The sequence below is a fragment of the Halomonas ventosae genome (assembly GCF_004363555.1).
Classification (GTDB): Bacteria; Pseudomonadota; Gammaproteobacteria; order Pseudomonadales; family Halomonadaceae; genus Halomonas; species Halomonas ventosae.
This window is the reverse complement of record NZ_SNZJ01000004.1, coordinates 235,773-256,836: the sequence shown is the minus strand read 5'-3', so window position 1 is coordinate 256,836 and position 21,064 is coordinate 235,773. Positions and strand designations below refer to the sequence as shown.

Annotated in this window: 23 protein-coding genes; 12 read left to right on the top strand and 11 right to left on the bottom strand. The window is 68.7% G+C overall.

The window, feature by feature from the left end:
- Positions 1-419: selenium-binding protein SBP56-related protein (locus tag DFP85_RS05280; RefSeq protein ID WP_208108450.1), on the top strand; the 419-nt coding region annotated here is incomplete at its 5' end.
- Positions 420-1,091 carry a hypothetical protein gene (locus DFP85_RS05275; RefSeq protein WP_133635249.1) on the top strand — a complete coding sequence of 224 codons (672 nt, stop codon included), beginning with the start codon at positions 420-422 and terminating at the stop codon, positions 1,089-1,091.
- Positions 1,092-1,391: 300 nt separating this feature from the next.
- Here DFP85_RS05275 and DFP85_RS05270 read toward each other — a convergent pair whose 3' ends face one another.
- Positions 1,392-1,838 carry a YHS domain-containing (seleno)protein gene (locus DFP85_RS05270; protein ID WP_133635248.1) on the bottom strand — a complete coding sequence of 149 codons (447 nt, stop codon included), beginning with the start codon at positions 1,836-1,838 and terminating at the stop codon, positions 1,392-1,394.
- Between the two features lie 181 nt (positions 1,839-2,019).
- Between DFP85_RS05270 and DFP85_RS05265 the strand changes: the two genes are divergently transcribed.
- From DFP85_RS05265 to DFP85_RS05255, 3 genes are all read left to right on the top strand, one after another.
- Positions 2,020-2,460 (top strand): YtoQ family protein, encoded by a 441-nt coding sequence (locus tag DFP85_RS05265; RefSeq protein WP_133635247.1) that lies wholly within the window; start codon positions 2,020-2,022, stop codon positions 2,458-2,460.
- A gap of 49 nt (positions 2,461-2,509) precedes the next feature.
- Positions 2,510-2,863 (top strand): DUF488 domain-containing protein, encoded by a 354-nt coding sequence (locus DFP85_RS05260; RefSeq protein ID WP_133635246.1) that lies wholly within the window; start codon positions 2,510-2,512, stop codon positions 2,861-2,863.
- A gap of 117 nt (positions 2,864-2,980) precedes the next feature.
- Positions 2,981-3,955, top strand: coding sequence for an alpha/beta hydrolase (locus DFP85_RS05255; RefSeq protein WP_133635245.1), 975 nt, complete (start codon positions 2,981-2,983; stop codon positions 3,953-3,955).
- 11 nt (positions 3,956-3,966) lie between these two features.
- On the opposite strand, the gene DFP85_RS05250 is transcribed toward DFP85_RS05255, so the two are convergent.
- The 5 genes from DFP85_RS05250 to DFP85_RS05230 all read right to left on the bottom strand — a co-directional run bounded on the left by DFP85_RS05250 (position 3,967) and on the right by DFP85_RS05230 (position 8,571).
- Positions 3,967-4,782 (bottom strand): M15 family metallopeptidase, encoded by an 816-nt coding sequence (locus tag DFP85_RS05250; RefSeq protein ID WP_133635244.1) that lies wholly within the window; start codon positions 4,780-4,782, stop codon positions 3,967-3,969.
- 113 nt (positions 4,783-4,895) lie between these two features.
- Entirely contained in the window at positions 4,896-5,540 is a 645-nt protein-coding gene (locus DFP85_RS05245) for a response regulator transcription factor (RefSeq protein WP_133635243.1), read from the bottom strand.
- Between the two features lie 126 nt (positions 5,541-5,666).
- Positions 5,667-6,617, bottom strand: coding sequence for an IS481 family transposase (locus tag DFP85_RS05240; protein WP_133635242.1), 951 nt, complete (start codon positions 6,615-6,617; stop codon positions 5,667-5,669).
- Positions 6,618-6,701: 84 nt separating this feature from the next.
- A complete protein-coding gene (locus DFP85_RS05235) occupies positions 6,702-8,165 on the bottom strand; it encodes a c-type cytochrome (protein ID WP_133635241.1) in 1,464 nt (487 codons plus the stop codon).
- A gap of 34 nt (positions 8,166-8,199) precedes the next feature.
- A complete protein-coding gene (locus DFP85_RS05230) occupies positions 8,200-8,571 on the bottom strand; it encodes a hypothetical protein (protein WP_133635240.1) in 372 nt (123 codons plus the stop codon).
- Positions 8,572-8,773: 202 nt separating this feature from the next.
- Between DFP85_RS05230 and DFP85_RS05225 the strand changes: the two genes are divergently transcribed.
- Genes DFP85_RS05225 through DFP85_RS05205 form a run of 5 tightly spaced genes read left to right on the top strand, consistent with a single transcriptional unit; the run spans position 8,774 to position 14,873 of the window.
- A complete protein-coding gene (locus DFP85_RS05225) occupies positions 8,774-10,582 on the top strand; it encodes a peroxidase family protein (RefSeq protein ID WP_133635239.1) in 1,809 nt (602 codons plus the stop codon).
- A 35-nt stretch (positions 10,583-10,617) separates the two neighbouring features.
- On the top strand, positions 10,618-11,526 hold the full coding sequence (locus tag DFP85_RS05220) for a PIN domain-containing protein (protein ID WP_133635238.1): 909 nt from the start codon (positions 10,618-10,620) through the stop codon (positions 11,524-11,526).
- Positions 11,523-12,893 (top strand): NADH:flavin oxidoreductase, encoded by a 1,371-nt coding sequence (locus DFP85_RS05215; RefSeq protein WP_133635237.1) that lies wholly within the window; start codon positions 11,523-11,525, stop codon positions 12,891-12,893. Before DFP85_RS05220 ends, DFP85_RS05215 begins: the two co-directional genes overlap by 4 nt.
- Positions 12,894-12,900: 7 nt before the next feature.
- Positions 12,901-14,454, top strand: coding sequence for a c-type cytochrome (locus DFP85_RS05210; RefSeq protein ID WP_133635236.1), 1,554 nt, complete (start codon positions 12,901-12,903; stop codon positions 14,452-14,454).
- Between the two features lie 26 nt (positions 14,455-14,480).
- Positions 14,481-14,873 (top strand): hypothetical protein, encoded by a 393-nt coding sequence (locus DFP85_RS05205; protein ID WP_133635235.1) that lies wholly within the window; start codon positions 14,481-14,483, stop codon positions 14,871-14,873.
- Positions 14,874-15,101: 228 nt separating this feature from the next.
- On the opposite strand, the gene DFP85_RS05200 is transcribed toward DFP85_RS05205, so the two are convergent.
- The 4 genes from DFP85_RS05200 to DFP85_RS05185 form a co-directional block, all read right to left on the bottom strand.
- Positions 15,102-15,437 carry a hypothetical protein gene (locus DFP85_RS05200; RefSeq protein WP_133635234.1) on the bottom strand — a complete coding sequence of 112 codons (336 nt, stop codon included), beginning with the start codon at positions 15,435-15,437 and terminating at the stop codon, positions 15,102-15,104.
- A gap of 108 nt (positions 15,438-15,545) precedes the next feature.
- Positions 15,546-17,111 (bottom strand): PAS domain-containing sensor histidine kinase, encoded by a 1,566-nt coding sequence (locus tag DFP85_RS05195; RefSeq protein WP_133635233.1) that lies wholly within the window; start codon positions 17,109-17,111, stop codon positions 15,546-15,548.
- 17 nt (positions 17,112-17,128) lie between these two features.
- Positions 17,129-17,791, bottom strand: coding sequence for a 2OG-Fe(II) oxygenase (locus DFP85_RS05190; RefSeq protein ID WP_424955080.1), 663 nt, complete (start codon positions 17,789-17,791; stop codon positions 17,129-17,131).
- Positions 17,791-18,411: a CoA pyrophosphatase gene (locus tag DFP85_RS05185; RefSeq protein ID WP_133635231.1), complete on the bottom strand. Its 621-nt coding sequence runs from the start codon at positions 18,409-18,411 to the stop codon at positions 17,791-17,793. Before DFP85_RS05185 ends, DFP85_RS05190 begins: the two co-directional genes overlap by 1 nt.
- A 103-nt stretch (positions 18,412-18,514) precedes the next feature.
- Here DFP85_RS05185 and DFP85_RS05180 point away from each other — a divergent pair, with 103 nt between their 5' ends.
- Complete coding sequence (locus DFP85_RS05180; protein WP_133635230.1) at positions 18,515-19,072, top strand: NUDIX hydrolase; 558 nt, start codon at positions 18,515-18,517, stop codon at positions 19,070-19,072.
- A 5-nt stretch (positions 19,073-19,077) separates the two neighbouring features.
- Here the strand turns inward: DFP85_RS05180 and DFP85_RS05175 are convergent, their stop codons facing one another.
- Positions 19,078-19,833 carry an SDR family NAD(P)-dependent oxidoreductase gene (locus tag DFP85_RS05175; RefSeq protein ID WP_133635229.1) on the bottom strand — a complete coding sequence of 252 codons (756 nt, stop codon included), beginning with the start codon at positions 19,831-19,833 and terminating at the stop codon, positions 19,078-19,080.
- A gap of 170 nt (positions 19,834-20,003) precedes the next feature.
- On the opposite strand from DFP85_RS05175, the gene DFP85_RS05170 reads away from it, so the two are divergent.
- On the top strand, positions 20,004-20,954 hold the full coding sequence (locus DFP85_RS05170) for a sugar-binding transcriptional regulator (RefSeq protein WP_040185839.1): 951 nt from the start codon (positions 20,004-20,006) through the stop codon (positions 20,952-20,954).
- The last annotated feature ends 110 nt before the right edge of the window (positions 20,955-21,064 follow it).

The following is a 21,064-nucleotide window of genomic DNA, read 5'->3' as shown; positions in this document are numbered from 1 at the left end:
ATCTCAGTCTCGACGACAAGTACCTGTACGTGGCCTGTTGGGGCCTGGGCGAGATGCACCAGTATGACGTGTCGGACCCCATGAACCCGGTCCTGACCGGAAAGGTGGAACTGGGCGGCATCGCCCGTGGCACGCCCCATCCAGGCGGTGGGGCCTTCGCCTTTGGCCCGCAGATGGTCGAGATCAGCCGCGACGGCAAACGGGTCTACTGGACCAACTCGCTCTATTCCTCATGGGACAATCAGTTCTATCCCGGGCAGGAGGGCGGCCAGATGGTCATGGCCCGTGTCGGCGACAATGGCGGTCTGACGCTCGATCCCGATTTCTACGTCGATTTCCCCAAGGGCTATCGCGCTCACCAGATCCGGCTCGAGGGCGGTGATTGCTCGACCGACAGTTTCTGCTATCCCAACCTCTGAATGGGGCTCGACGCGGGCACGGTGACGGCCCTTTGGGGGGCCGTCCTGCTTTCCGGGGTCTATCACGGCGTCAATCCCGGGATGGGGTGGCCGCTTGCCGTATCCTCCAGCTTGATGGACGGGGGGGGCAAGGCCATGGTCAGGGCGCTCGGGGCGCTGGCGGCCGGCCACCTTCTGGCAATGCTGGCGATCCTGCTGCCCTTCTCCATGATGACCGTCCTGCTCGACTGGCAGACCGAAATTCGCGTCGGCGCCGCAGCACTGGTGATCGCCGCAGGTGCCTACCTGCTGATCAATCGCCGGCATCCGAGGATTCTTGCCCGGGTGCATCCCTCGCGCCTGGTGCTCTGGTCGTTTCTCGCCGCGATGGCGCACGGTGCCGGCTTGATGCTGCTACCGATCTACCTGGGCATGTCCGGAACTGAACCGGGCGAGGCCGGCCACGCGGCCGCGCGCGAACTGATGGGGCGCAACATCGGCTCGGCGTTCGTCGTGGCGCTGGCACATACCGCTGCCATGACGGTGGCCGGCGGCGTGATCGCCGCAGGGACCTATTACTACCTCGGGCTCAGGTTTCTGAAGCGCACATGGTTCAACCTCGATCTGGTCTGGGCGTTGAGCCTGATCCTCGTCGGTCTCTCGGGGCTGTATCTGGCCATCAACGGGCACTGACGCAGGCGCGGACACGATCTCGGGCCTGCTCTGTCCAACCAGTGGCGTTATATCTGCGCTGACTCAAAGACCGCTTCTGGACGGTTGCTGTCCTTCTTCCACGCCGACCTCTGCGTTCCTTCGGTAGCGACACCTTGGCACACGGCTAGGCGTTCAGCGGGCAACTCGCCACCTCATCGGGTCGATGAACCCTCCAGCCCACAAAAATGGCCCGCGAGAGATCGCGGGCCATTTTCGTTGCGGTGGCCTGGGCGTCCTGTTCGGTGCAGCCCGCCTGATGGCGACCGTCAGGCGGGGGCGTCACTCGAAGATATCCGGCCAGTGGGCATCGGCGGCCTCGATGTAGCCTGGAATGTCGCGCTCCCAGCGCCACTGGATGAAGCGGCTGTAGTTCAGGTAGAGCTTGTCGTCGACGACCTTCCACGCCTCGGGCACGGTCGAGGCGGCCTCACCGCGGGCCGCCGCCCAGGCGCACCAGCCGCCGTACTGCGGGGCGTAGGCCTCGGGGTCGGCCTCGAAGCGGTCGCGATGCGCGGCCGAGGCGAACTGCCAGGTGGCATCACCCCACTCCAGCTGATAGTCGGGCGAGCCCGCCACCGGCCGGCCCTCGGTGAAGTAGGCCACCGGGTCCGTGCCGCCGATGGCCAGGCCGTCGCGCGTGAAGATGCGCCCGTCGGCCGCCGCCCCCTGCGCCCAGGCCAGGCCAGCCACCAGGACGGCGGCCCTCCACCCATGTGTGCGTTTCATGATCTGCCTCCTCTCGACCCTGCGGTCACAGGGCTCTGTCGGGCAACGGCGCCCGCCCTTACAGGCGTCAGGGCCGGCCTCGCGGGGCACGAAAGTGCACCATTTGTAAAATGGAATGTATTTCCAATAAATGGCCTGCTGGGCTACCATGGCAGTTTAATTCCCTGTCCTGGAGCCCTGCATGAGCTTTCACGTCTATCTTTCCGGCGAGATCCACACCGACTGGCGCGACGAGATCCGGCGCGGTGCCGAGGCTGCGGGCCTCGATGTGGTGTTTTCCGCGCCGGTCACCGACCATGACGCCAGCGACGCGGCCGGCGATCATCTGGGCGAGACACCCAGTCAGTTCTGGCGCGACCACCAGTCCTCCAAGGTCAACGCCATCCGCACCCGCACCCTGATCGAGAAGAGCGATCTCGTGGTGGTGCGCTTCGGCGACAAGTACAAGCAGTGGAACGCCGCCTTCGATGCCGGCTACTGCGCCGCCCTTGGCAAGCCCTACGTGACCCTGCACGCCGAGGAGATCGTCCATCCGCTCAAGGAGGTCGACGCCGATGCCCAGGCCTGGTGCACCTCCACCGAACAGGTCGTGGAGATCCTGCGCCACGTGCTCGAAGCCTGAGCCGGCGCTTGGCTACACTGGGGGCGTATTCGCCGCCAGGAGGTCCTCCATGACTATCGAGCTGAAGCGTGCCTTCGAGGCACCGAGTCGAGATGATGGCTACCGGGTGCTGGTCGACCGGCTCTGGCCCCGCGGGGTGGCGAAGGCCGATGCGCGGATCGACGAATGGCGCAAGGAAATTGCCCCCAGCGACGAGCTGCGCAAGGGGTTCCATGACGGGGCCCTTGGCTGGGGCGAGTTTCGTCGGCGTTACCTGGCCGAGCTCAAGGCCCACCGCGAGACCCTGAGAGACCTGGCCGAGCGGGCCGCCAGCGGGACCGTCACCCTGGTCTTCGCTGCCAAGGACGTTCGCCACAACAATGCCGTGGTCCTCAGGCAGTACCTGGCGATGCTGGGCAGATGAGCCGCGTGGCCAGTGACCGGGGGCTGACATGGCTGTGTCCTGGCCGCCGGAGGAGGCTGTGCTAGCTTCAAGAGGAATGGCAGCGTCTCTGCCGTCCACTCCTCGAGGTGGCCCATCATGCTGTTCATCACCAACCGGTTCCCCACCCAGAGCATCCGTACCCGGGCGAACCGAGCCTTCGACTTCGACCTCAAGAACAACGCCGCCAGCAACTCGGTCTTCTACTGCGAGGAAGTCGCGGCGGGGCAGTACCTGGAACTCGGCAGCACGGCGTTCCTGCGGCGTCTGAAGGAGTCCGATGCTCGCCAGGTGGTGATCTACATCCATGGCTTCTCCAACCTGCCGACGGACGTCTTCTCGGCGGCGCGGGAGTTCCAGGAACTCTGCGATGCCAGCCAGCCCGGCGAGGTGCTGGTGGTGCCCCTGGTCTGGCCCTGCGACAACGACATGGGCATCGTCAAGGACTACTGGGACGACCAGGAGTCGGCGGACCTCAGTGCCTTCTCCTTCGCCCGTGTGCTGCAGCGCTTCCTGGAGTGGCGCGAGACCGATCAGTTCGAGGTGGATCCGACCCCGTGCCTCAAGCGCATCAACGTGCTGGCTCACTCCATGGGCAACCGGGTGCTGCGCGAGACGCTGCGCGTATGGCGCAAGTACTCCCTGCCGGGTGGGGTGCCGATGCTGTTCCGCAATACCTTCCTGATCGCCGCGGATATCGTCAACGAGTCGCTGGAGGAGGGGCACAGCGGCGAGCTGATCGTCCATGCCTCACGCAATGTCACGGTCTACTTCGCCTCGGATGACCTGGCGCTGCGCGCCAGCAAGGCCTCGAACCTGAAGAACCGCATCGCCTCCCGGCGCCTCGGTCACTCCGGCCCGGAGGACATGAGCCGAGTGGCGCGCAACGTCTTCGCCGTCGACTGCGACGACGTCAATACCCGCTATGACTATCCCAAGGGGCACTCCTACTTCCGTTCCGGCGAGGTGTTCGGCGAGCCCGGCGTGGTGTTCCTTCACCTGTTCGCCGCCCTGCGCAGCGGGCGCGTCTTCCCCGAGGACGAGACGCGCCGCATGACCATCCTGCGTGACTGAGGCGCCTGGCGTCACAGCCTGACCGCCTGCACGTGCATCCAGTCGAAGTTTCGCGTGCGCCCCAGGCTGACCCATCCCTCTTCCTCCCAGAGGCGCCACCAGGTGTCGTATTCCGGCCGGGCCAGCTGTGCCCGGTCGCGCCCCCACTTGAGCTTGTTGTGGGCCGGGTCCCAGTCGATGGCCAGGCCCCAGGCATGGGTCGACCAGCGGGTGCCACCGCGCTTGCGCCGCTTGTTGTAGCAGCCGCCATACCGGTGAAGACCCAGCTCCTTGAGGCGTTGCGGCCCGTAGTGGTCGTGCGCGCGGTCCAGGATACGGGCCAGGCTGTCGGCGACCTGTTCGTGGCAGCCGATGCCGCTGGGGCAGGTGTTGAGGTCCCAGGCCAGCGCCAGTTTCCAGGGGCAGGGCACCACCACCATCGGCGGCTTGCGGGTCGGCGAGCCCAGCGCCTGTTCGAGCTCGGCTTCCCGGAACCAGCCGTTGGGGTTCGCGTCCTGCGGTGCCTGGTCACGCCAGGGGGCGGGCTTGCTGCCGGTCTCCTGGAGCGTGGCCAGGACGTCCACCGCATACTCGGTCTGGGGGCCCCACAGGCCGTCGATGGGGCCGACCTCGATGCGCTTCTCGCGGCAGGCGAGCTGCAGGCAGGCGATGGCGCGACGCCGGTCGCTCCAGCGCTCGGCACCGTCCGGCAGCCGGTCGGCATGGGTCTGGAGGCTGGCATTCACGGCGGCGAGGGTTTTCGGCCCGCGAATACCGTCGATCTTGCCGCGGTAGCGGTCATTGTCCGCGAGGAACCGCTGTAGGGTCCGGATGGCGGTCCTGTTCATGGCGTGATCCCCCCTGCAAGGGTGACAGGCGCGGCAGCTGTCGCGGCCGCGCCTCCTATCTGCAGTCTAGAGGCTTCGGAGGGCACTGCCAGGCGCCCGGGAGCGGTCAACGATCAGCCAGGGGAGGCCCCGTCGGGCAGCGTCTCCACCAGTCCCAGTGCCACGCAGAGCCGTACCAGTTCGGCGAGGTTGGCGGCCCCCAGGGCCTTCATGGCGCGCAGCCGGTAGACCTCCACCGTCTTGGCGCTGATCCCCAGCTGTTCGGCGATCTGTCGGCTGGTCATCCCCTCGGCCACGTGGACCAGGATGCGCTGCTCCTTGGGACGCAGGGCCGCGTAGCGTGCCTGCAGCTCGGCCAGGCGACGCCCGGCTTCCCGGCGGCGCTGGTGCTCGGCGAGGGCCTGCTGGACGGTGTCGATCAGCTGCTGGGGGTTGAAGGGCTTCTCGATGAAGTCGAAGGCGCCGGCCTTCAGCGCCGAGACCGCCATGGGCACATCGCCATGGCCGGTCATGAAGATCACCGGCGGTGCGTGCTCGAGCTCGTTGAGACGCTGCTGCACCTGAAGGCCCGAGAGGCCCGGCATGCGCACGTCCAGCAGCAGGGCATCACAGCTCTCGGGGTCGGCGGACAGGAAGGCCTCGCCATCGGCATAGGCGCAGGTGGCCAGGCCCACGGAATCAAGCAGCCAGGCCAGCGAGTCGCGCAGGGCCTGGTCGTCGTCGACGATGGCGATGCAGGAGGAGGGGGGCTCGGTCACGGGCGCCTCGAGGTGCGGCCGAAAAGGGGGCCAGGGTGGATCCTGCCCGCAGTGTAGCGGCAAAGGGGGCGCCCTCGGAACCGTCGTCGACTCCCGCCGCGCGGCCCCAGGTCGCCCGCATCCGCGCTAGATGTGTAAACCCACCAGGTTGTTCACGGAAAGGCCCAGCCGGCTAACCGGAGGGTGGTAATCCAGACTGGCATGCGGCCGATGCCAGTTGTACTGATGGAGCCAGGCAGGCAGGTGCCTGCCGCGCTCTGCCGAACTTGCATATGACCGAGCGTAGGCCCACTCACGTAGCGCTGTCTGGATGAATCGCTCTGCCTTGCCGTTGGTGCGCGGGCTGTATGGCTTAGTCCGACGGTGTTTCAGACTCAGTCGCCGGCACAGGCGCCTGAAGCGACGGGAGCGATAGCAGGCGCCGTTGTCGGTGAGCACCCGGGTAAAGCGGATGCCCAGGCTGGCGTAGTAGCGCATGGCCCGAAGCAGGGCCAGGCAGGCGCTCCAGCCCGTCTCGTCGGGGTGAACGCTGCTGAAAGCCACTCGCGAGTGATCGTCGATGGCGACATGAATGTACTCCCACCCCGCGCCAGGCGTGTTCTGCTGGCGGTCATCGGTCACGCGATGCCCCGGTCGCTCGAAGCGTCCCAGCTTCTTGATGTCCAGGTGCAGGAGATCCCCGGGTGAGTCGTGTTCGTAGCGGTTGTCGGGCCTGGCCGGGGACAGGACAGCCAACCGGTTCAGCCCCTTGCGCTTGAGAATGCGCGCCACCGTGCTCTGGCCGATGCCCAGTGCCTCGGCGATCTGGCGATAGGTCTGGCGTTGCTGGCGACGTTCGATGATCTGCTCCACGGTAGCCGCGCCTGTCGCGAAGGGGCTTCGGGCAGGGCGTGACGTACGATCCTTGAGACCGGCGCGCCCCTCCTCGCGGAAACGACGCACCCACTTGTAGACCGTTCTCACACTGACGCCCTGGGCTTGCGCTACTTCTCTGGGCCGAAGCCCTTCATCGATCACGCGAACAGCCAGCAGGGCTCGACCATGCGGAGTGAGACGGGCATTCTTATGGGTGTTCATCCGGGCCTCCTGGAGCGGTTGGTTGGTTCGCATCTCCAGTCTTCCGGGTAGGCTCCGGATGAACAACCTACCGAGAGATCACAGCTAGAGGGTCTTGAGGTACTCCACCAGCGCATCGCGGTCTTCCGCCGGGAGTTGGGTGCCATACTCGTGGCCGGCATTGCCGTTGCCCGGCTGGCGGGTATCGTAGCGGAAGCCCTGCCGCTCGGCGGCCTCGCCCTCGTGGATGAAGCCCAGGCGGTCGGGATGATAGACGTCGTAGCCGCGATGGAAGACCACGGGGCGCTCCTCGGCGGGACGCAGCAGGTCCTCCACCGTGGGCACCGAACCGTTGTGCAGGTAGGGCGCGCGCAGCCAGATGCCGGTCAGCGGCTTGGCCACGTAGCCGTCGGTCTTGACGAAGGCGTCGAAGTCCCGGGGGTACGCCTCGGCATAGGCGTTGTAGCGTTCGGCGGCCTCGGCGGTCCACATCGCCAGGCGGTGGCGGTCGGTGCCCACCTCCGGCTGCGGGATCACCGTGCCGGTGCGCGCGCCCTCGGGGCCATGGCAGCCCGCGCAGGTCTCCTCGAAGAGCACCTTGCCCCGCGCGGCCATCTGCTCGTCCCGGGCGTCGAAGGGGTAGGGCGGCGGCGCCAGCTCGCGCAGGTAGGTTTCCAGTTCGCCCAGCGCTTCCACCGGCAGGGAGTCGGGGCGGGCACCGTCGCCGATGGCGCCGCTGAGCACGACTTCGGTGATGGTGTCGTTGAGCCCGTCCCAGTGCAGGGCGTAGCCCTCCTGCTCGTCCAGCGCCCATAGCGGCATGATGTCGGAGTTGCCGATGGTGTCGTCCTCGGCGGGGTCCAGGGCGAGCAGGTCGGGGTGGAACTTCACCGGGTTGAAGGGATCGATGCGCCCCGGCCCCCAGCGTGGCCGCTCCTCGGTCCAGCGGAAACGCTCGGCCTGCTCCAGCAGCCCGTCGCGGGTGCGCGGGATGATCAGGAAGCGGTAGAGCAGGCGGTCGAGCCAGGAGAGCTCGGTCTCCTCCCGGATGGCGGCCAGCAGGGTGTCGGCGGTGAAGTCCGGGTCGGTGGCGGCATCGCCCAGGAAACGCAGGTAGGCCTGGGGGTCGAAGGTCTGGTGGGGGCCGGCGGGCACGATACGGCGTTCGCCGTCCGCTGAGGTGCGGTAGGTGGCGGTGTGGCAGGCCGCGCAGTTGATGCCGATGCGCGGGAAGCCGAGGGTCTTCAGCGAGAACCCCACCGGCGTGGGTTCGCCCTCTTCCCAGACCACACCCAGGGCGGCGTAGCCCGCGTCCTCTGCCTCCTCCGGCAGGTGTTGCGGGAACACCTTCGGCAGCACGCGCCAGACCCAGTAGGGCAGACCCTCCTCCGGTTCGGTGCCGATGGAGCCGTAACGGTAGTAGGCCTCGACGCTATCGAAGTGCTGGGGCACCTCGCGGAACAGCTTGTACCAGCCGATCGTCGCCACCACGGCGCCCAGTGCCAACAGCAGCGCCAGCCAGATGAGCCAGTGACGGACCCGGGCGTGGGCGTGATCCTTGCGAGCCATGACCGCTTCCTCCCGAAAGAGTCGAAGACACCGCTCAGCGTCGGCCGAGCGCCAGCAGCAGCATGCCCTGGGTGACGCCGAAGAACAGGTCGAACAGGGCGAGCAGCAGGAATTGTGGATGGAGCAGCGTGAAGAAGGTGACCCCGGCGAAGCGCGCCAGCACCGTCAGCACGGCGACGACCCGGTAACGCTCGGGATCGACGGCCGCCGGCAGGTAGAACAGGCTGAGCAGGATCAGCAGCCAGCCAGCGAAGGCGGGCCACACCGTCTCGGCCACCGGTGTCCCGCCCACCAGCGTGATCACCGCATTGGGGGCGAAGACCGCGGGTACCGCCAGGGCCAGGTTGGCCGCCACGCCCAGCAGTACCATGAGGCGGAATCCCGTCGCGTAGCCACCCTTGGTCAAGCGTCCTCCAGGGCCCCGTGAGGCGGGGCGTGAGTTTCATTGAGGGGGGAGAGACCCTGTGCTAAAGGTTAGTTGTCACTTGCAGTACGGTCACGTTCATCCCGAGGGGTTGAGGTATCTCATGCCTTGGCGAGGCGAAAACCGGCAAGGGGCAATGCCCGCGTCCTGATCTCAGCGACGACGTCTACCGGGGAGGATTCCCATGTTCGGACAACGCGGCAGCGGCCTGCTCGGTCGCCTCTTCCGGCGCATCAACCGGCGCCGCCAGTGGCATCAGTTTCCCTTCCCCATTGCCGTGCTCAACCTCGTCGCCCTGCGCGGCAACCTGCGCTGGCACAATCTCCACGACACCGAACGCGAACGGCCGCCCGACCCCGACAAGGGCACCTTCGACGTGCGCGGCTGTCGCACCGCCGACGGCAGCTACAACGACCTGGCGGCCCCCTGCATGGGCAAGGCGCATACCCGCTTCGGGCGCAACGTGCCCATTGCCGAGACGTTCCCCGAGACCGGCGAGGCGTTGATGACGCCGAGCCCGCGGGTGGTGAGCCGCCGGCTGATGACCCGGGAGAACTTCACGCCGGCCACCACCCTGAACGTCCTGGTGCCCGCCTGGCTGCAGTTCATGGTCCATGACTGGTTCAGCCACGGCAGCAACGACGCCGAGGCGACACCCCACGAGGTTCCCCTCGACGAGGACGACGACTGGCCCTGGGAGCGCATGACGGTGCTTCGCTCGCGCCGAGATTCGACCCGCGGCGATGCCGACGAGGGCTTCCCGGAGACCTTCCTCAACACCGAGACCCAATGGTGGGACGGCTCGCAGATCTACGGCAGCAGCCTCAGGCGCCAGCGCCTGGTGCGCAGTGACCCGGAGAGCGGCGAGCTGCTCCCCGACGGCAAGCTCTACCTGCGCCCCGACGGCCACCTGCCCCGTGACGAGCACGGTATCGAACTGGCGGGGGTCAACGGCAACTGGTGGGTCGGGCTGTCGCTGATGCACACCCTCTTCGCCCGGGAGCACAACGCCATCGTCGACCGGCTGCGCATCGATCATCCGGATAGCGACGGCGAGTGGCTGTTCCAGAAGGCGCGCCTGATCAACGCCGCCCTGATCGCCAAGATCCACACCGTGGAGTGGACGCCGGCCCTGCTCGACACCCCGGAGCTGCGCCTGGGCATGCGCGCCAACTGGTGGGGCATCCTCGACGAGCACTTCTACCGCAGCCGTGGCCGGGTCAGCGACAGCGAACTGTTCAGCGGCATCGTCGGCTCGCCGGTGGATCACCATTCCGCGCCCTACGCCATCACCGAGGAGTTCAGTGCCGTCTACCGCATGCACCCGCTGGTGCCCGACGACTTCGACTTCCGTCGCCAGGCCGATGACGCCCCGCTCAAGGCCTGCGGCCTTACCGAGGTCGCCGGCTCGCGCACCCAGGCGCTCTATGACGAGGTGCCGCTGGCTGACGCCCTCTATTCGCTGGCCACCAGCCACCCCGGCGCGCTGGTGCTGCACAACTTCCCGCGCCACCTGCAGCAGCATGACAAGCAGGCCCCCCACGAGCGCACCATCGACCTGGCCACCATCGACGTGCTGCGCGACCGCGAGCGCGGGGTGCCGCGCTACTGCCGCTTCCGCCGGCTGATCGACATGCCGGCCCCGGCGAGCTTCGCCGAGCTCACCGACGATCCCGAGTGGCAGCGCGAGCTGGAGGCGGTCTACGGCGACGTGGAGCAGGTCGACCTGCTCACCGGCTGCCTCGCCGAGACCCCGCCGCCCGGCTTCGCCTTCAGCGACACCGCCTTTCGCATCTTCATCCTGATGGCCTCCCGGCGACTCAAGAGCGATCGCTTCTTTACCGACGACTACACCCCCGAGGTCTACACCCGGGCGGGCATGGCCTGGATCGACGACAACGGCCTGCGCACCGTCATCGCCCGCCATTTCCCGGAGCTGGCGCCGCGGATGGAGGGCGTGCGCAACGTCTTCTTCCCCTGGGTTCGTAAATAGGGCTCGCGGCTAGCACGGAGAGATAGGGAGGTACCATGGCCAGGCGCCTGAGCATTCCCGGCCTCCTCAACCTGCTGGAGGTGAGCGACGCCAGGGAGATCCGCCAGCTGGACGGCGAGCCGCGGCTGGACCGCCATCTGGCGCCCGCCGGCGGGCTGATCAATCGATGGCGCCTGGCCCGCCTGCGCCAGGCCTTCGTCTTCGACGGCGAGCCGCTGCCCGCCCTGCTGGCCCGCGAGGCGCAGGGGCGCGCGTCTCGCCACGCCGAGCTGGGGCGGCGTCTCGATGCGTATGCCGAGGCCTCGGCCTGGTACCGGGACCCGGCCTTCAAGACCCTGGTGGAGGCGGTGGCCGGCCAGGCCGAGGCCGAGGCACTGGGACCCGCCGCCCAGGGGTTGCTGGGCCGGCTGTTCCGCGACGATTACCGCTCCGACGAGGCGAGCTATGCGGCCGCCCGGCTGCTCGACGCCTATCCCCGCATCAACGTCCTGCGCGCCCTGGGCCAACGGGTCACGGGGCGCCTGCGCCATGCCCGGCGGCTGCTGGCCGAGCGTGCCGGCGGCGAGCCGCTGGCCCTGCATGCCACCGGCATCGCCGTGCACAACCTGGTGGCGTCGCTGGCGGCGATGCGCGAGCTGTACGCCACGCCGCAGGCCCGCGGGCTCTCCCTGTCGGCGGTGCTGGGCCGCACCCTGGCGGCGCCGGAGACGCTGCTGCGCCGGGTAAGGAGGCCGCTGTCGACGCCCTGCGCGCCGCGCCGGCTCGAGCCCGGCGACCTGGTGGTGCTGCGCCTGGCGGCTGCCGCCCGGGGCAGCGGTGATCGCGAGCTGGCCTTCATGGGCGAGAGCTGGGCGCGCTGCCCGGCCCAGGGCTTCATCCTGGCGCTGCTGGCGGCGGTCTGGGAGCAGGCCATGGCGGTGCGGCAAGGAGGGCAAGGCGCATGAGCGAGGACGTCATCTTCACGCCGCTCAAGTGGCGCAACATCACGATCAAGAACCGCCTGCTGCGCTCCAACGTATCCGGGCGCTTCGACAACGAGGACGGCAGCCTGACCCAGACCCGCATCAACTGGGAGTGCCGCTTCGCCCGCGGCGGGGTGGGGGCCATCCTCTCCTCCTTCGTGCCGGTGCAGATGGAGGGGCGCATCGTCGCCGGCTACGCCACCATCCACCGCGACGACTTCATTCCCCTCTGGCAGCGCCTCGGCGAGGCGGTGCACCGCTTCGACTGCAAGTACATCCTGCAACTCAGCCACTCCGGCCGGCAGCGGGACCTGCCCGGGGTGCACAACCAGCATCGGCGGGCGCCCAGCGCCACCGATCGCAAGGAGTCGCTGCACGGCTTCCTGTGCCGCGCGATGAGCGGCCACGAGGTCGAGCGCACCGTCGAGGCCTTCGCCCGCGGCGCGTGGCGCGCCCGGGAGGCGGGGCTCGACGGCGTGGAACTGCACGCCGCCAACGGTTACCTCTTCACCCAGTTCCTGAGCTCGGCGATCAACGACCGGCGTGACCGCTACGGCGGCTCGCTGATGAACCGGGCGCGCTTCCTGCTGGAGGTGATCGAGGCGATCCGCGACCGGGTGGGACCGGACTTCCACCTGCAGGTGAAGATCAGCGCCGTGGACCATAACGACGTGCTGCCCTGGGAGGGCAAGGGCAACAGCCTGGCGGAGACCGTCCAGGTCTGCCGCTGGGCCGAGACGGCCGGGGCCGACGCCCTGCACGTCTCGCTGGGCAGCCTCTTCCCCCACCCCCTGAACCCGCCCGGGGACTTCTCCTTCGAGACCATCGCCAGCACCTACGACACCATGCTCTCCGCCGGGGTCGACACCTTCCGCAACTACCTGCTGTTCCGTTATCCGGCGCTGCGCTGGATCTTCCGTTGGCTGTGGTTCCGCCACCGGCGCGGCCGCGAGGTGGAGGGCATCGGCCTGGACGAGGCGCGCGCCATCCGCGAGGCGGTGACCATCCCGGTGATCAGCACCGGCGGCTACCAGCGTGCCGCCCTGGTGCGCGAGGCCATCGCCTCGGGGGCCTGCGATGCCGTCTCAAGCGCCCGGGCGCTGATCGCCAACCCCGACCTGCCGCGACAGTGGCAGGCGGGCCACGATGTGCCGGAGAACCCCTGCACCTTCTGCAACAAGTGCCTGCTCAACGCGCCCAAGAACCCGCTGGGCTGCTATGAGCTCGAGCGCTTCGACGGCGACCACGAGCGCATGCTCGAGTCCCTGATGGCCATCTACGAGACCCGGCCCGAGCTGCAGTTGCCGCCGGTGCCGCCCGCTCGAGACACCAAAGCGCATACCCCGTGAGGCCGCCATGAGACGCCAGGAGCCCCCCGTCACCGCCGTGCAGGACGCGTCCCGCCGTCGCCGCCGGCGACGCCTGCCGCTGACCCTGCTGGCGCTGGCCGTGGTGCTGGCCGGCGTGATCGTGCTGGCGATCGGCATCCCCACCCTGTGGCGCTACAGCGGCGAGTCGGTGCGCCACTATGCCGACCCGGAGGTGCACTTCCGCCACGGCTCCATCGGCAGCGAGCCGGAAAGCGGGCTGCCGGTGCGGCTGTGGCGGGTGTTGCCCGAGCTCTTCCCCGAGACGCTGGGCGAGGAGGGCTACGCGGCCTTCGGCTTCCTCTACGCCCCGGGCGACAGCCTGGACGCGGGCGACCTGCCCATCGGCGTGGGCACCCGCAAGGTGCGCGGCGTGGAGCTTGGCTGGCTCAACTGTGCGGTGTGCCATACCGGCACGGTGCGCGAGTCCCCCGAGGCCGAGCCGCGGCTGGTCTCGGGCATGCCTTCCAACAATCTGGACCTCCACGGCTTCATCGCCTTCCTGCTGGAGATCGCCGATGACCCGCGGCTGGCGCCGGACAGCGTGCTCGGCGCCATGGAGGAGCAGGGTCAGGAACTGGGCTGGGTCGAGCGCCTGGTGTGGCGGCACGCGGTGCTGCCCCGGGTGCGTGAGGGGTTGCTGGCGACCCGCGCGCGGCTGGCCCCGCTGCTGGCGGAGCAGCCGGCCTGGGGGCCGGGGCGGGTCGACACCTTCAATCCCTACAAGCTGATCCAGTTCGACATGACCCTCGCCGGCCTGACGGAGGACGGGCGGGTCGGCACCGCGGACTTCCCGTCGATCTTCCTGCAGCGTCCCCGCCAGGGCATGGACCTGCACTGGGACGGCAACAACGCCTCGCTGCAGGAGCGCAACCTGAGTGCCGCCTTGGGCGCCGGGGTCACCGAGGAGAGCGTCGACCACGCCGCCATCGAGCGGGTCGCCGACTGGCTGCTCGACCTCGAGCCGCCGCCGAGCCCCCACGACCCCGAGGCCGACAGCGTGGCGGCCGGCAAGGCGCTCTACATGCGCCACTGCGCCGACTGCCACGGCTACCAGGAGGGAGAGCGCTACGTCTTCGAGGGCGAGCGGCTCGGCGAGGTGGTGCCCAACGCCACGCTCGGGGTCGACCCGGCGCGCCTGGACAGCTACACCGAGACGCTGCGTCGCGACCAGCTCACCCTGTTCGCCGATGACGAGCGCTACCGCTTCCGCCACTTCCGCAAGACCGACGGCTACGCCAACCAGCCCCTCGACGGGCTCTGGCTGCGCGCCCCCTACCTGCACAACGGTTCGGTGCCGACCCTGCACGACCTGCTGCGGCCGCCGGAAGAGCGTCCCACGGCCTTCGTCCGTGGCCTGGACGTGCTGGACGGCGACAAGGGCGGCTTCGTGGCCCCTGCCTGCACCCCGGGGGAGCCCCTGGACGAGGGCTTCTGCTTCGACACCCGCCTGCCCGGCAACGGCAACCAGGGCCATGACTATGGCACCGGGCTGGCGGCGGGGGAGCGGGCGGCCCTGCTCGACTATCTGCTCACCTTCTAGCGGCCCACCGGCCAGGGAGTCTCGCCATGCAGACCTCAAACGACGCGTTCCGGACCTTTCGACGGGTGATGCTGGCGGGCATCGTCCTCAACGTGCTGCTCGGCCTGTGGCTGTGGTGGTGGCCCGAGAGCTTCCTGGCGCTGATCCGCGCCGACCTGGCGGCGCCCCTGACCTGGCCCCGCTACGCGGGCCTGGCCATGCTGGTGGTGGGGCTGCTCTACCTGCCGGCTGCCCTGTCGCCGCTGCACAATCGCCTGGTGGCGCTGCTGTCGATCCTGTTCCGGGGGGCCTTTGCGCTGTTCTTCCTGTTCGCCTCGGGCCTGCTGTGGCTACCGGCGCTCTACGAGGGGGGGCTGGCCGTGCTGCAGGGCGTGAGCTTCTGGCGGGGTTGGCGGGCGGACCTGATGGCCAAGCCCTAGGCACTGTCCGAAAACTGGCTGCGCTCGGCCATACGGCGTTAAAAATCGACTCAAAGTACTCATTTACACCCCGTAAACTCCGTCTTTTCGCCGATTTTTGCCTTGTCTGACCTTCGCTCGCCGACTTTTCAGACAAAGCCTGAGTCGATAAAAGGGCCCGCGAACATTCGCGGGCCCTGCATCGCTATCGGGTGGCGGCACCCGGGCATTCATTGACACTGGTGGCGATCACGCCGAGTCCGCCTCCCGGAAGTGCTCCCAGGCATGGTGGTAGAGCACGCCGGCATAGCCGTTGCGCTGCAGGATCTTGAGGATCTTCGCCGGGTCGCCGCCATCCAGGGCCTTGCGAAGTTTCGCCCGCTGCACGTCATCGAGCTCCTCGTACCAGTGGAACGGCTCGCCCTGAGCATTGCCGTCCTCGGCCTTGCGCATCAGGTCGATCTCGATGCGCCCGCCATGCCGATACAGGATGTCGTAGCCCTCCTGCAGGTGGGACGTCGGCACATCGCTCGGCTTCTCGAGGCCTTCCAGCACGTTGTAGTAGTAGTAGCTCAGCGGTTGCATATGGCTCCTCCAGCGGTATGCCGTGGCTCGTTCATCCTTGAGTGCTTTCCCTTGATCCATCATGACCGAGGCGGGGCGTCGAGCTCAATGGTCGATGTGCGCGCCGCCTCATCGCGTGTGGCAGCCAGGTGCGGCCAGCCCGGGTTCGGCCAGCAGGGTGGCGGCAAAGCTGGCCCCACCGTTGCCGTCGACGGGCAGCAGTTGCAGGTCACCGCCCATGGCCTCCATCAGCGAGTGGCTGATGGCCAGGCCCATCCCCAGCCCCTCGGGGCGGCTGGTGTGGAAGGGGGCGAAGACCCGCTCCCGGGCCCCCGCCGGCACCCCGGGACCGCGATCACTGACCGTGAGGACCACCTCCCGCGGGCCCGTGCGCCGGGCGCGGATCGTCACCCGGTCGGCATCGGGCCGGCCGCGGCTCGCCTCCAGGGCGTTGAGCAGCAGGTTGACCAGCACCTGCTCCAGGGCTATCGGGTCGGCCAGGACCCGGGGCAGGCCATCCTGGAGGTCGTGTTCCAGTGCCACGCCGGTCTGCTGGTACTGCCACTCGCAGAGCCGGCAGGCGGCGTCGATGACCTCGTGCAGCATCACCGGCCGGGGTCGCGTCTGCCCCTTGCGCACGAAGGTGCGGATGTGGCGCAGCCGCTCGGCCAGGCGCTGGACCTGCTCGTTGATGCGCGTGAGGGGCAGGCGTAGCCCGTCGGCGGAACGGGGCGGGTCGGCGGCGAGCTGCATCAGTGCCCCGCTGGCGTAGTTGGCGATCGCCCCCAGCGGCTGGTTCAGCTCGTGGGCAATGTTGGACGCGAGCTCGCCGGTGGTGGCCAGGCGGTTGGCATGGGCGATCTGTTCCTGATGGCGGCGCTCCTGGGCCTCGGCTGCCTTGCGCAGGCCGATGTCGCGATTGAGCAGCGAGAGGTGGTCGGGTTCGGCGCCGGGCGCCGAGTGGGCCATCACCACGCTGAGCACCGGCACGGGCCCGTTCGGGCCGTGCATCTCGAGCTCGCCGCTCCAGGAACCGTAGCGCGCCACGGCGGGCAGCACGACCTCGCGCAGTATCGCCAGGGCATCCGGCGTATAGGCCTGATCGAGGGGCGCCTCGCTGTCTTCCCGGAAGCGTCGTGACGGCCGCGAGAGCAGCCGGCGAGCGGCCTCGTTGGAATAGAAGATGCGCTCCTGGCCGTCGACGAACAGCACATAGTCGGTGGTCGATTCCACGACCCGGGCCAGGCGCTCGCGGTGGGCCTCGATGCGGATGCGCCGACTCACGTCCCGGGAGACACAGAGGATATCGATCAGTTCGCCGGTGGCCGGGTCGCGGCGCGTGCGGCTGGTGGTCTCGAACCAGACATAGTGGCCATCCCTGGCCCGGAAGCGGTAGGTCTGCTGGTAGAAGCCGTCGTGGTAGTAGACCCGCGGCGACTTGTTGAGCAGGTCGCTGAGGTCCGCGGGGTGGAAGAGGTCGTAGGCGCAGACGCCGATCAGCGCGTCGGGCTCGTAGCCGAGCAGGTCCCTGGCCGCCTGGGAGGCGTAGAGGAAGGTGCCGTCCCGGGCGTGGCGGGAGATCAGGTCGGTGGTGCTGTCGGCCAGCCAGCGGTAGTGGGTCTTCTCGGCCTCGAGAGCCGCATTGCGCGCTTCCAGCTCGGCGACGCGTGCCTGCAGCCGCAGTGTCTCGTCCATCGCCGCCTCGTCCGCCATCAGCGCGCCGGGTCCACCAGGCCGCCCAGCGAGGCGTTGCGCCGGAACCAGCCGGCGATGCTGGCCCGCGGCAGGCGGGTGGGCAGCACCTCATGGGGCACGCTGTCGGAGAGGAAGCAGGCGAAGGTGCCGGCCTCGGGGCGTACCCGGGCCACTTCTCGCTCTGAGTCGTCCGCGGCGAAGATCACCATCTCGCCGCCGGCGTCGGCGGGCCACCCGGGGTTGAGGTAGCCCACCGTGGAGACCACCCGGTTGGCACGGCCACGGAAGCTGTCGAGATGTCGCCGGTAGAAGGCACCGGGCGGATAGTGGGCGAAGTGCGCCTCGTACTCGAAGAGGCCCAGGAAGAGCGCCTGGTTGAGCTCCTGCTGCAGCTCGCCCATGGCCTCGAGGTAGCGGCGGCGGGCCTGGCTTTCGCGGTCCAGCCAGCGAATGGCGTCGCCGCGGATGTCCCGGCGCAGGGCATGTTCCTGGCCGCGGCCGATGCCGGCGGCATCCAGGGCCTCCCGCTCGGCCATGGCGCCGAGCTCCTGGTACAGTTCGACGCACAGGTCGGCGGGGATGAAGGCCTCGCCCACGTACCAGCCCTTCTCCACCAGGGCATCGACCAGTTCGGCCAGCCGTTCGCGGGGTAGGTCGGTGGCGAAGGCGTCGCGCTGCATCATGGCCGGGTGACTCCGCGCTCGGGGAGATAGAGCAGCTCGCCCGGTGGGCGCTCGAAGAGGTTGATCGGCATGGCGAAGCCCTCGGCGAGCAGTTCCACCAGCATCATCGCGGAGAGCCCCCAGATCACGTGGCCATCGGTGCGGTAGCTGGGCACGTAGTAGTCGCGGCCATCCACCCGGATCACGTCGGTGTGGGTGCGCTGGTCCTCGAGGAAGTGCGACAGCGGCACCTCGAAGATGGCGTCGAGCTCGCCGGGATCGGGGACGAGTGTCAGGTCGGGCGGGATCAGCCCCACCCAGGGGGTGACGCGCAGGCCATGCAGCGAGACCACGTCCGAGAGCCGGCCGAGCAGTTCCACGCGCTCCGGCGGCAGGGCGATCTCCTCCCGGGACTCACGCAGCGCGGTGGCCAGCAGGTCGCTGTCCTGCGGCTCGCGCTTGCCGCCGGGGAAGGCCACCTGGCCGCTATGGGTATTGAGATGGTCGGCGCGGCGGGTGAACAGCAGGGTCGGCTCGGGGCGGTCGACGATGGGCAGCAGCACCGCGGCCTCGGGCAGGCGCAGGCCGACCCGGCGTGGCCGGTGTGCTTGCAGGCGTTCGCGAAGGTTCTCTAACATGGGGTTTCCATCGGGTTTGATTCCTTCTACTCGGCCGCCTTGAGCGGCGTCAAGCCCTGACCGGGTGGCCGTCATGCCGCCCGCCAGCCTGCCAGGGAGCGCCATGAACTTCTGCAGTCACTGTGGCCATACCGTGCGCTTCGCGATTCCCGACGGGGACGACCGGCCGCGCTACTTCTGCGACGAATGCGGCACCATCCACTACCAGAACCCGCGGATCGTCGCCGGCACCCTGCCGGTGAGCGGCAGCCGGGTGCTGCTGTGCCGCCGCGCCATTTCCCCGCGCAAGGGCTACTGGACCCTGCCGGCGGGCTTCATGGAGAACGCCGAGACCACCGTCGAGGCGGCTGCCCGCGAGACCCGCGAGGAGGCCTGTGCCGAGGTCGAGATCCATGGGCTCTATACCCTGATCAACCTGCCGCACATCGACCAGGTCTACATGATCTTCCGTGCCGATCTCGCCAGCGGCTTCGAGGCGGGGCCAGAGAGCCTCGAGGTGGCGCTGTTCGAGGAGCACGAGATCCCCTGGGACGAGCTCGCCTTTCCCACCATCGAGCGCACCTTGCGCCACTTCTATGATGACCGGCGGGAGGCCGCCTTCCCGCTGCATGTCAGCGACATCACCGCCGAGGATCGCGAGCGCTACTTCGGCAGCGCCTAACCCCCTCAATCCCGGTCGATGGTGAAGGGCGACCAGGTCTGGCGCGTCGGCATCACCTCCAGCCGGTTGATGTTGATGTGGTCCGGCAGCGTCGCCACATGGAAGATCTGCTCGGCGATGTCCTCGGCCTGCAGCGGCGTGGTGCCCTGGTAGAGGGCATCCGAGGCGGCCTGGTCGCCCTTGGTGCGCACCAGGGTGAACTCGGTCTCGGCCATCCCCGGCGAGATGTCGGTGACCCTGACCCCGGTACCCTTCAGGTCACAGCGCAGGTTGTAGCCGAACTGCTCGACGAAGGCCTTGGTGGCGCCGTAGACGTGGCCGCCGGGGTAGGGCCAGCTGCCGGCCACCGAGCCGATGTTGATGATGCTCGCCCCGGCGCCGGTGGCGATCAGGCGCGGCAGCATGGCATGGGTGACGTTGACCAGCCCGGTGACGTTGGTGTCGATCATGGTGTGCCAGTCGGCGAGGTCCACCTCCTGGGCCGGCTTGGGCGCCAGTGCCAGGCCCGCATTGTTGACCAGGCAGGTGACCTCGCGAAACTCGGCGGGCAGCGCCTCGACCGCGCGGGCCACCGCCTCGGCATCCCGCACGTCCAGGGTCAGGGTCAGCACCGCCACGCTGTCGCTGAGCTCCTGCTCGAGTGCCTCCAGGCGCTCGCTGCGGCGGCCGGTGAGAATCAGCGACCAGCCATCGGCGGCGAAGCGGCGGGCGGCGGCGCGGCCGAAGCCGGACGTGGCACCGGTGATCATGGCGATGGGCATGGGGACTCCTCCTCGAAGAATGGTGTCTCGAACCCCGCATCATAGGCCGGGCGGCCCGGCGTCTCCAGTGGTCGGGCGTCCCGGCGCATGCTCCGACACCTGGCATTGTGCCGGGAGGCGGCCCCGGTATCATGGAAGCCGGATCCGGGCGGAACCAGGAGACCAAGGCCATGGACAAGTTCGAACGCAAGCTGGACCAGGCCGCACGCGCCGCCTGGATGTCCTATGTGGGGGGCATCACCCAGGACGAGATCGCCCAGCAGCTGGGCGTCTCCCGCCCCGGGGTCCAGCGCCTGCTCGCCCTGGCGCGCCAGGAGGGGCTGATCAAGGTGCGCATCGATCATCCGATCTCGGCCTGCATGGCCCTGGCCGCGGCGATCCGTGACCGCTATGGCCTCGACTACTGCGATGTGGTGCCGGCCGAGCCGGACGCGCCCGACGGCGCCGCCTACTACCTCGCGGCAGCCGGCGCGGAGCGTATCTCCCGCCTGGTGGAGCGCAGCGAACCCCTGACCCTGTCGCTGGGCACCGGGCGTTCGGTGCGCGCCACCGTGGAGGCCATGAGCCGCCATGACCGTCCGCAACATCGTTTCGTCTCGCTGGTCGGCAACGTGGCACGTGACGGCTCCGCCAACCGCTATGACGGCGTGGTGGTGCTGGCCGACAAGACCGGCGGCGAGCGCTTCCTGCTGCCGACCCCGGTGGTGGCCGACTCGGTGGAGGAGAAGCAGGCCATGCTCGGCCAGCGGCTCTTCCAGGCCATCACGGAGGTGGCCAGGCAGGCGGAGGCGGCCTTCATCGGCGTGGGGCGCATCGACCGACAGGCGACCCTCTTCCAGGACCACTTCATCGGCCAGAGCGACCTCGAGGAGCTGCTGCGGCTCGAGGCCGTGGGCGAGCTGCTGGGCTGGCCACTGGACCGCGAGGGTCGGGTCATCGACTGCTCCATTACCCGTCGGGTCACCAGCCTGCCGCTGGAGATGCTGCGCGACCAGCCCCTGGTGGCCCTGGCCGGCGGCCGGGAGAAGGCGCCGGCGCTGCTCGCCGCGCTGCGGGGTGGCTGGCTGAAGGGTCTGGTGACCGACGAGACGGCCGCGCGCTGCATCATCGAGCCGTCGTGACGCAGTGCATCATCCGTAATCACTGATTCTTTGGGCCAAAGTCTAAGGGCGAATCTTTGCTTTTTGTGGCGCCGTGATCGATCATTTGATCGAAGCTTGATCAATATGAT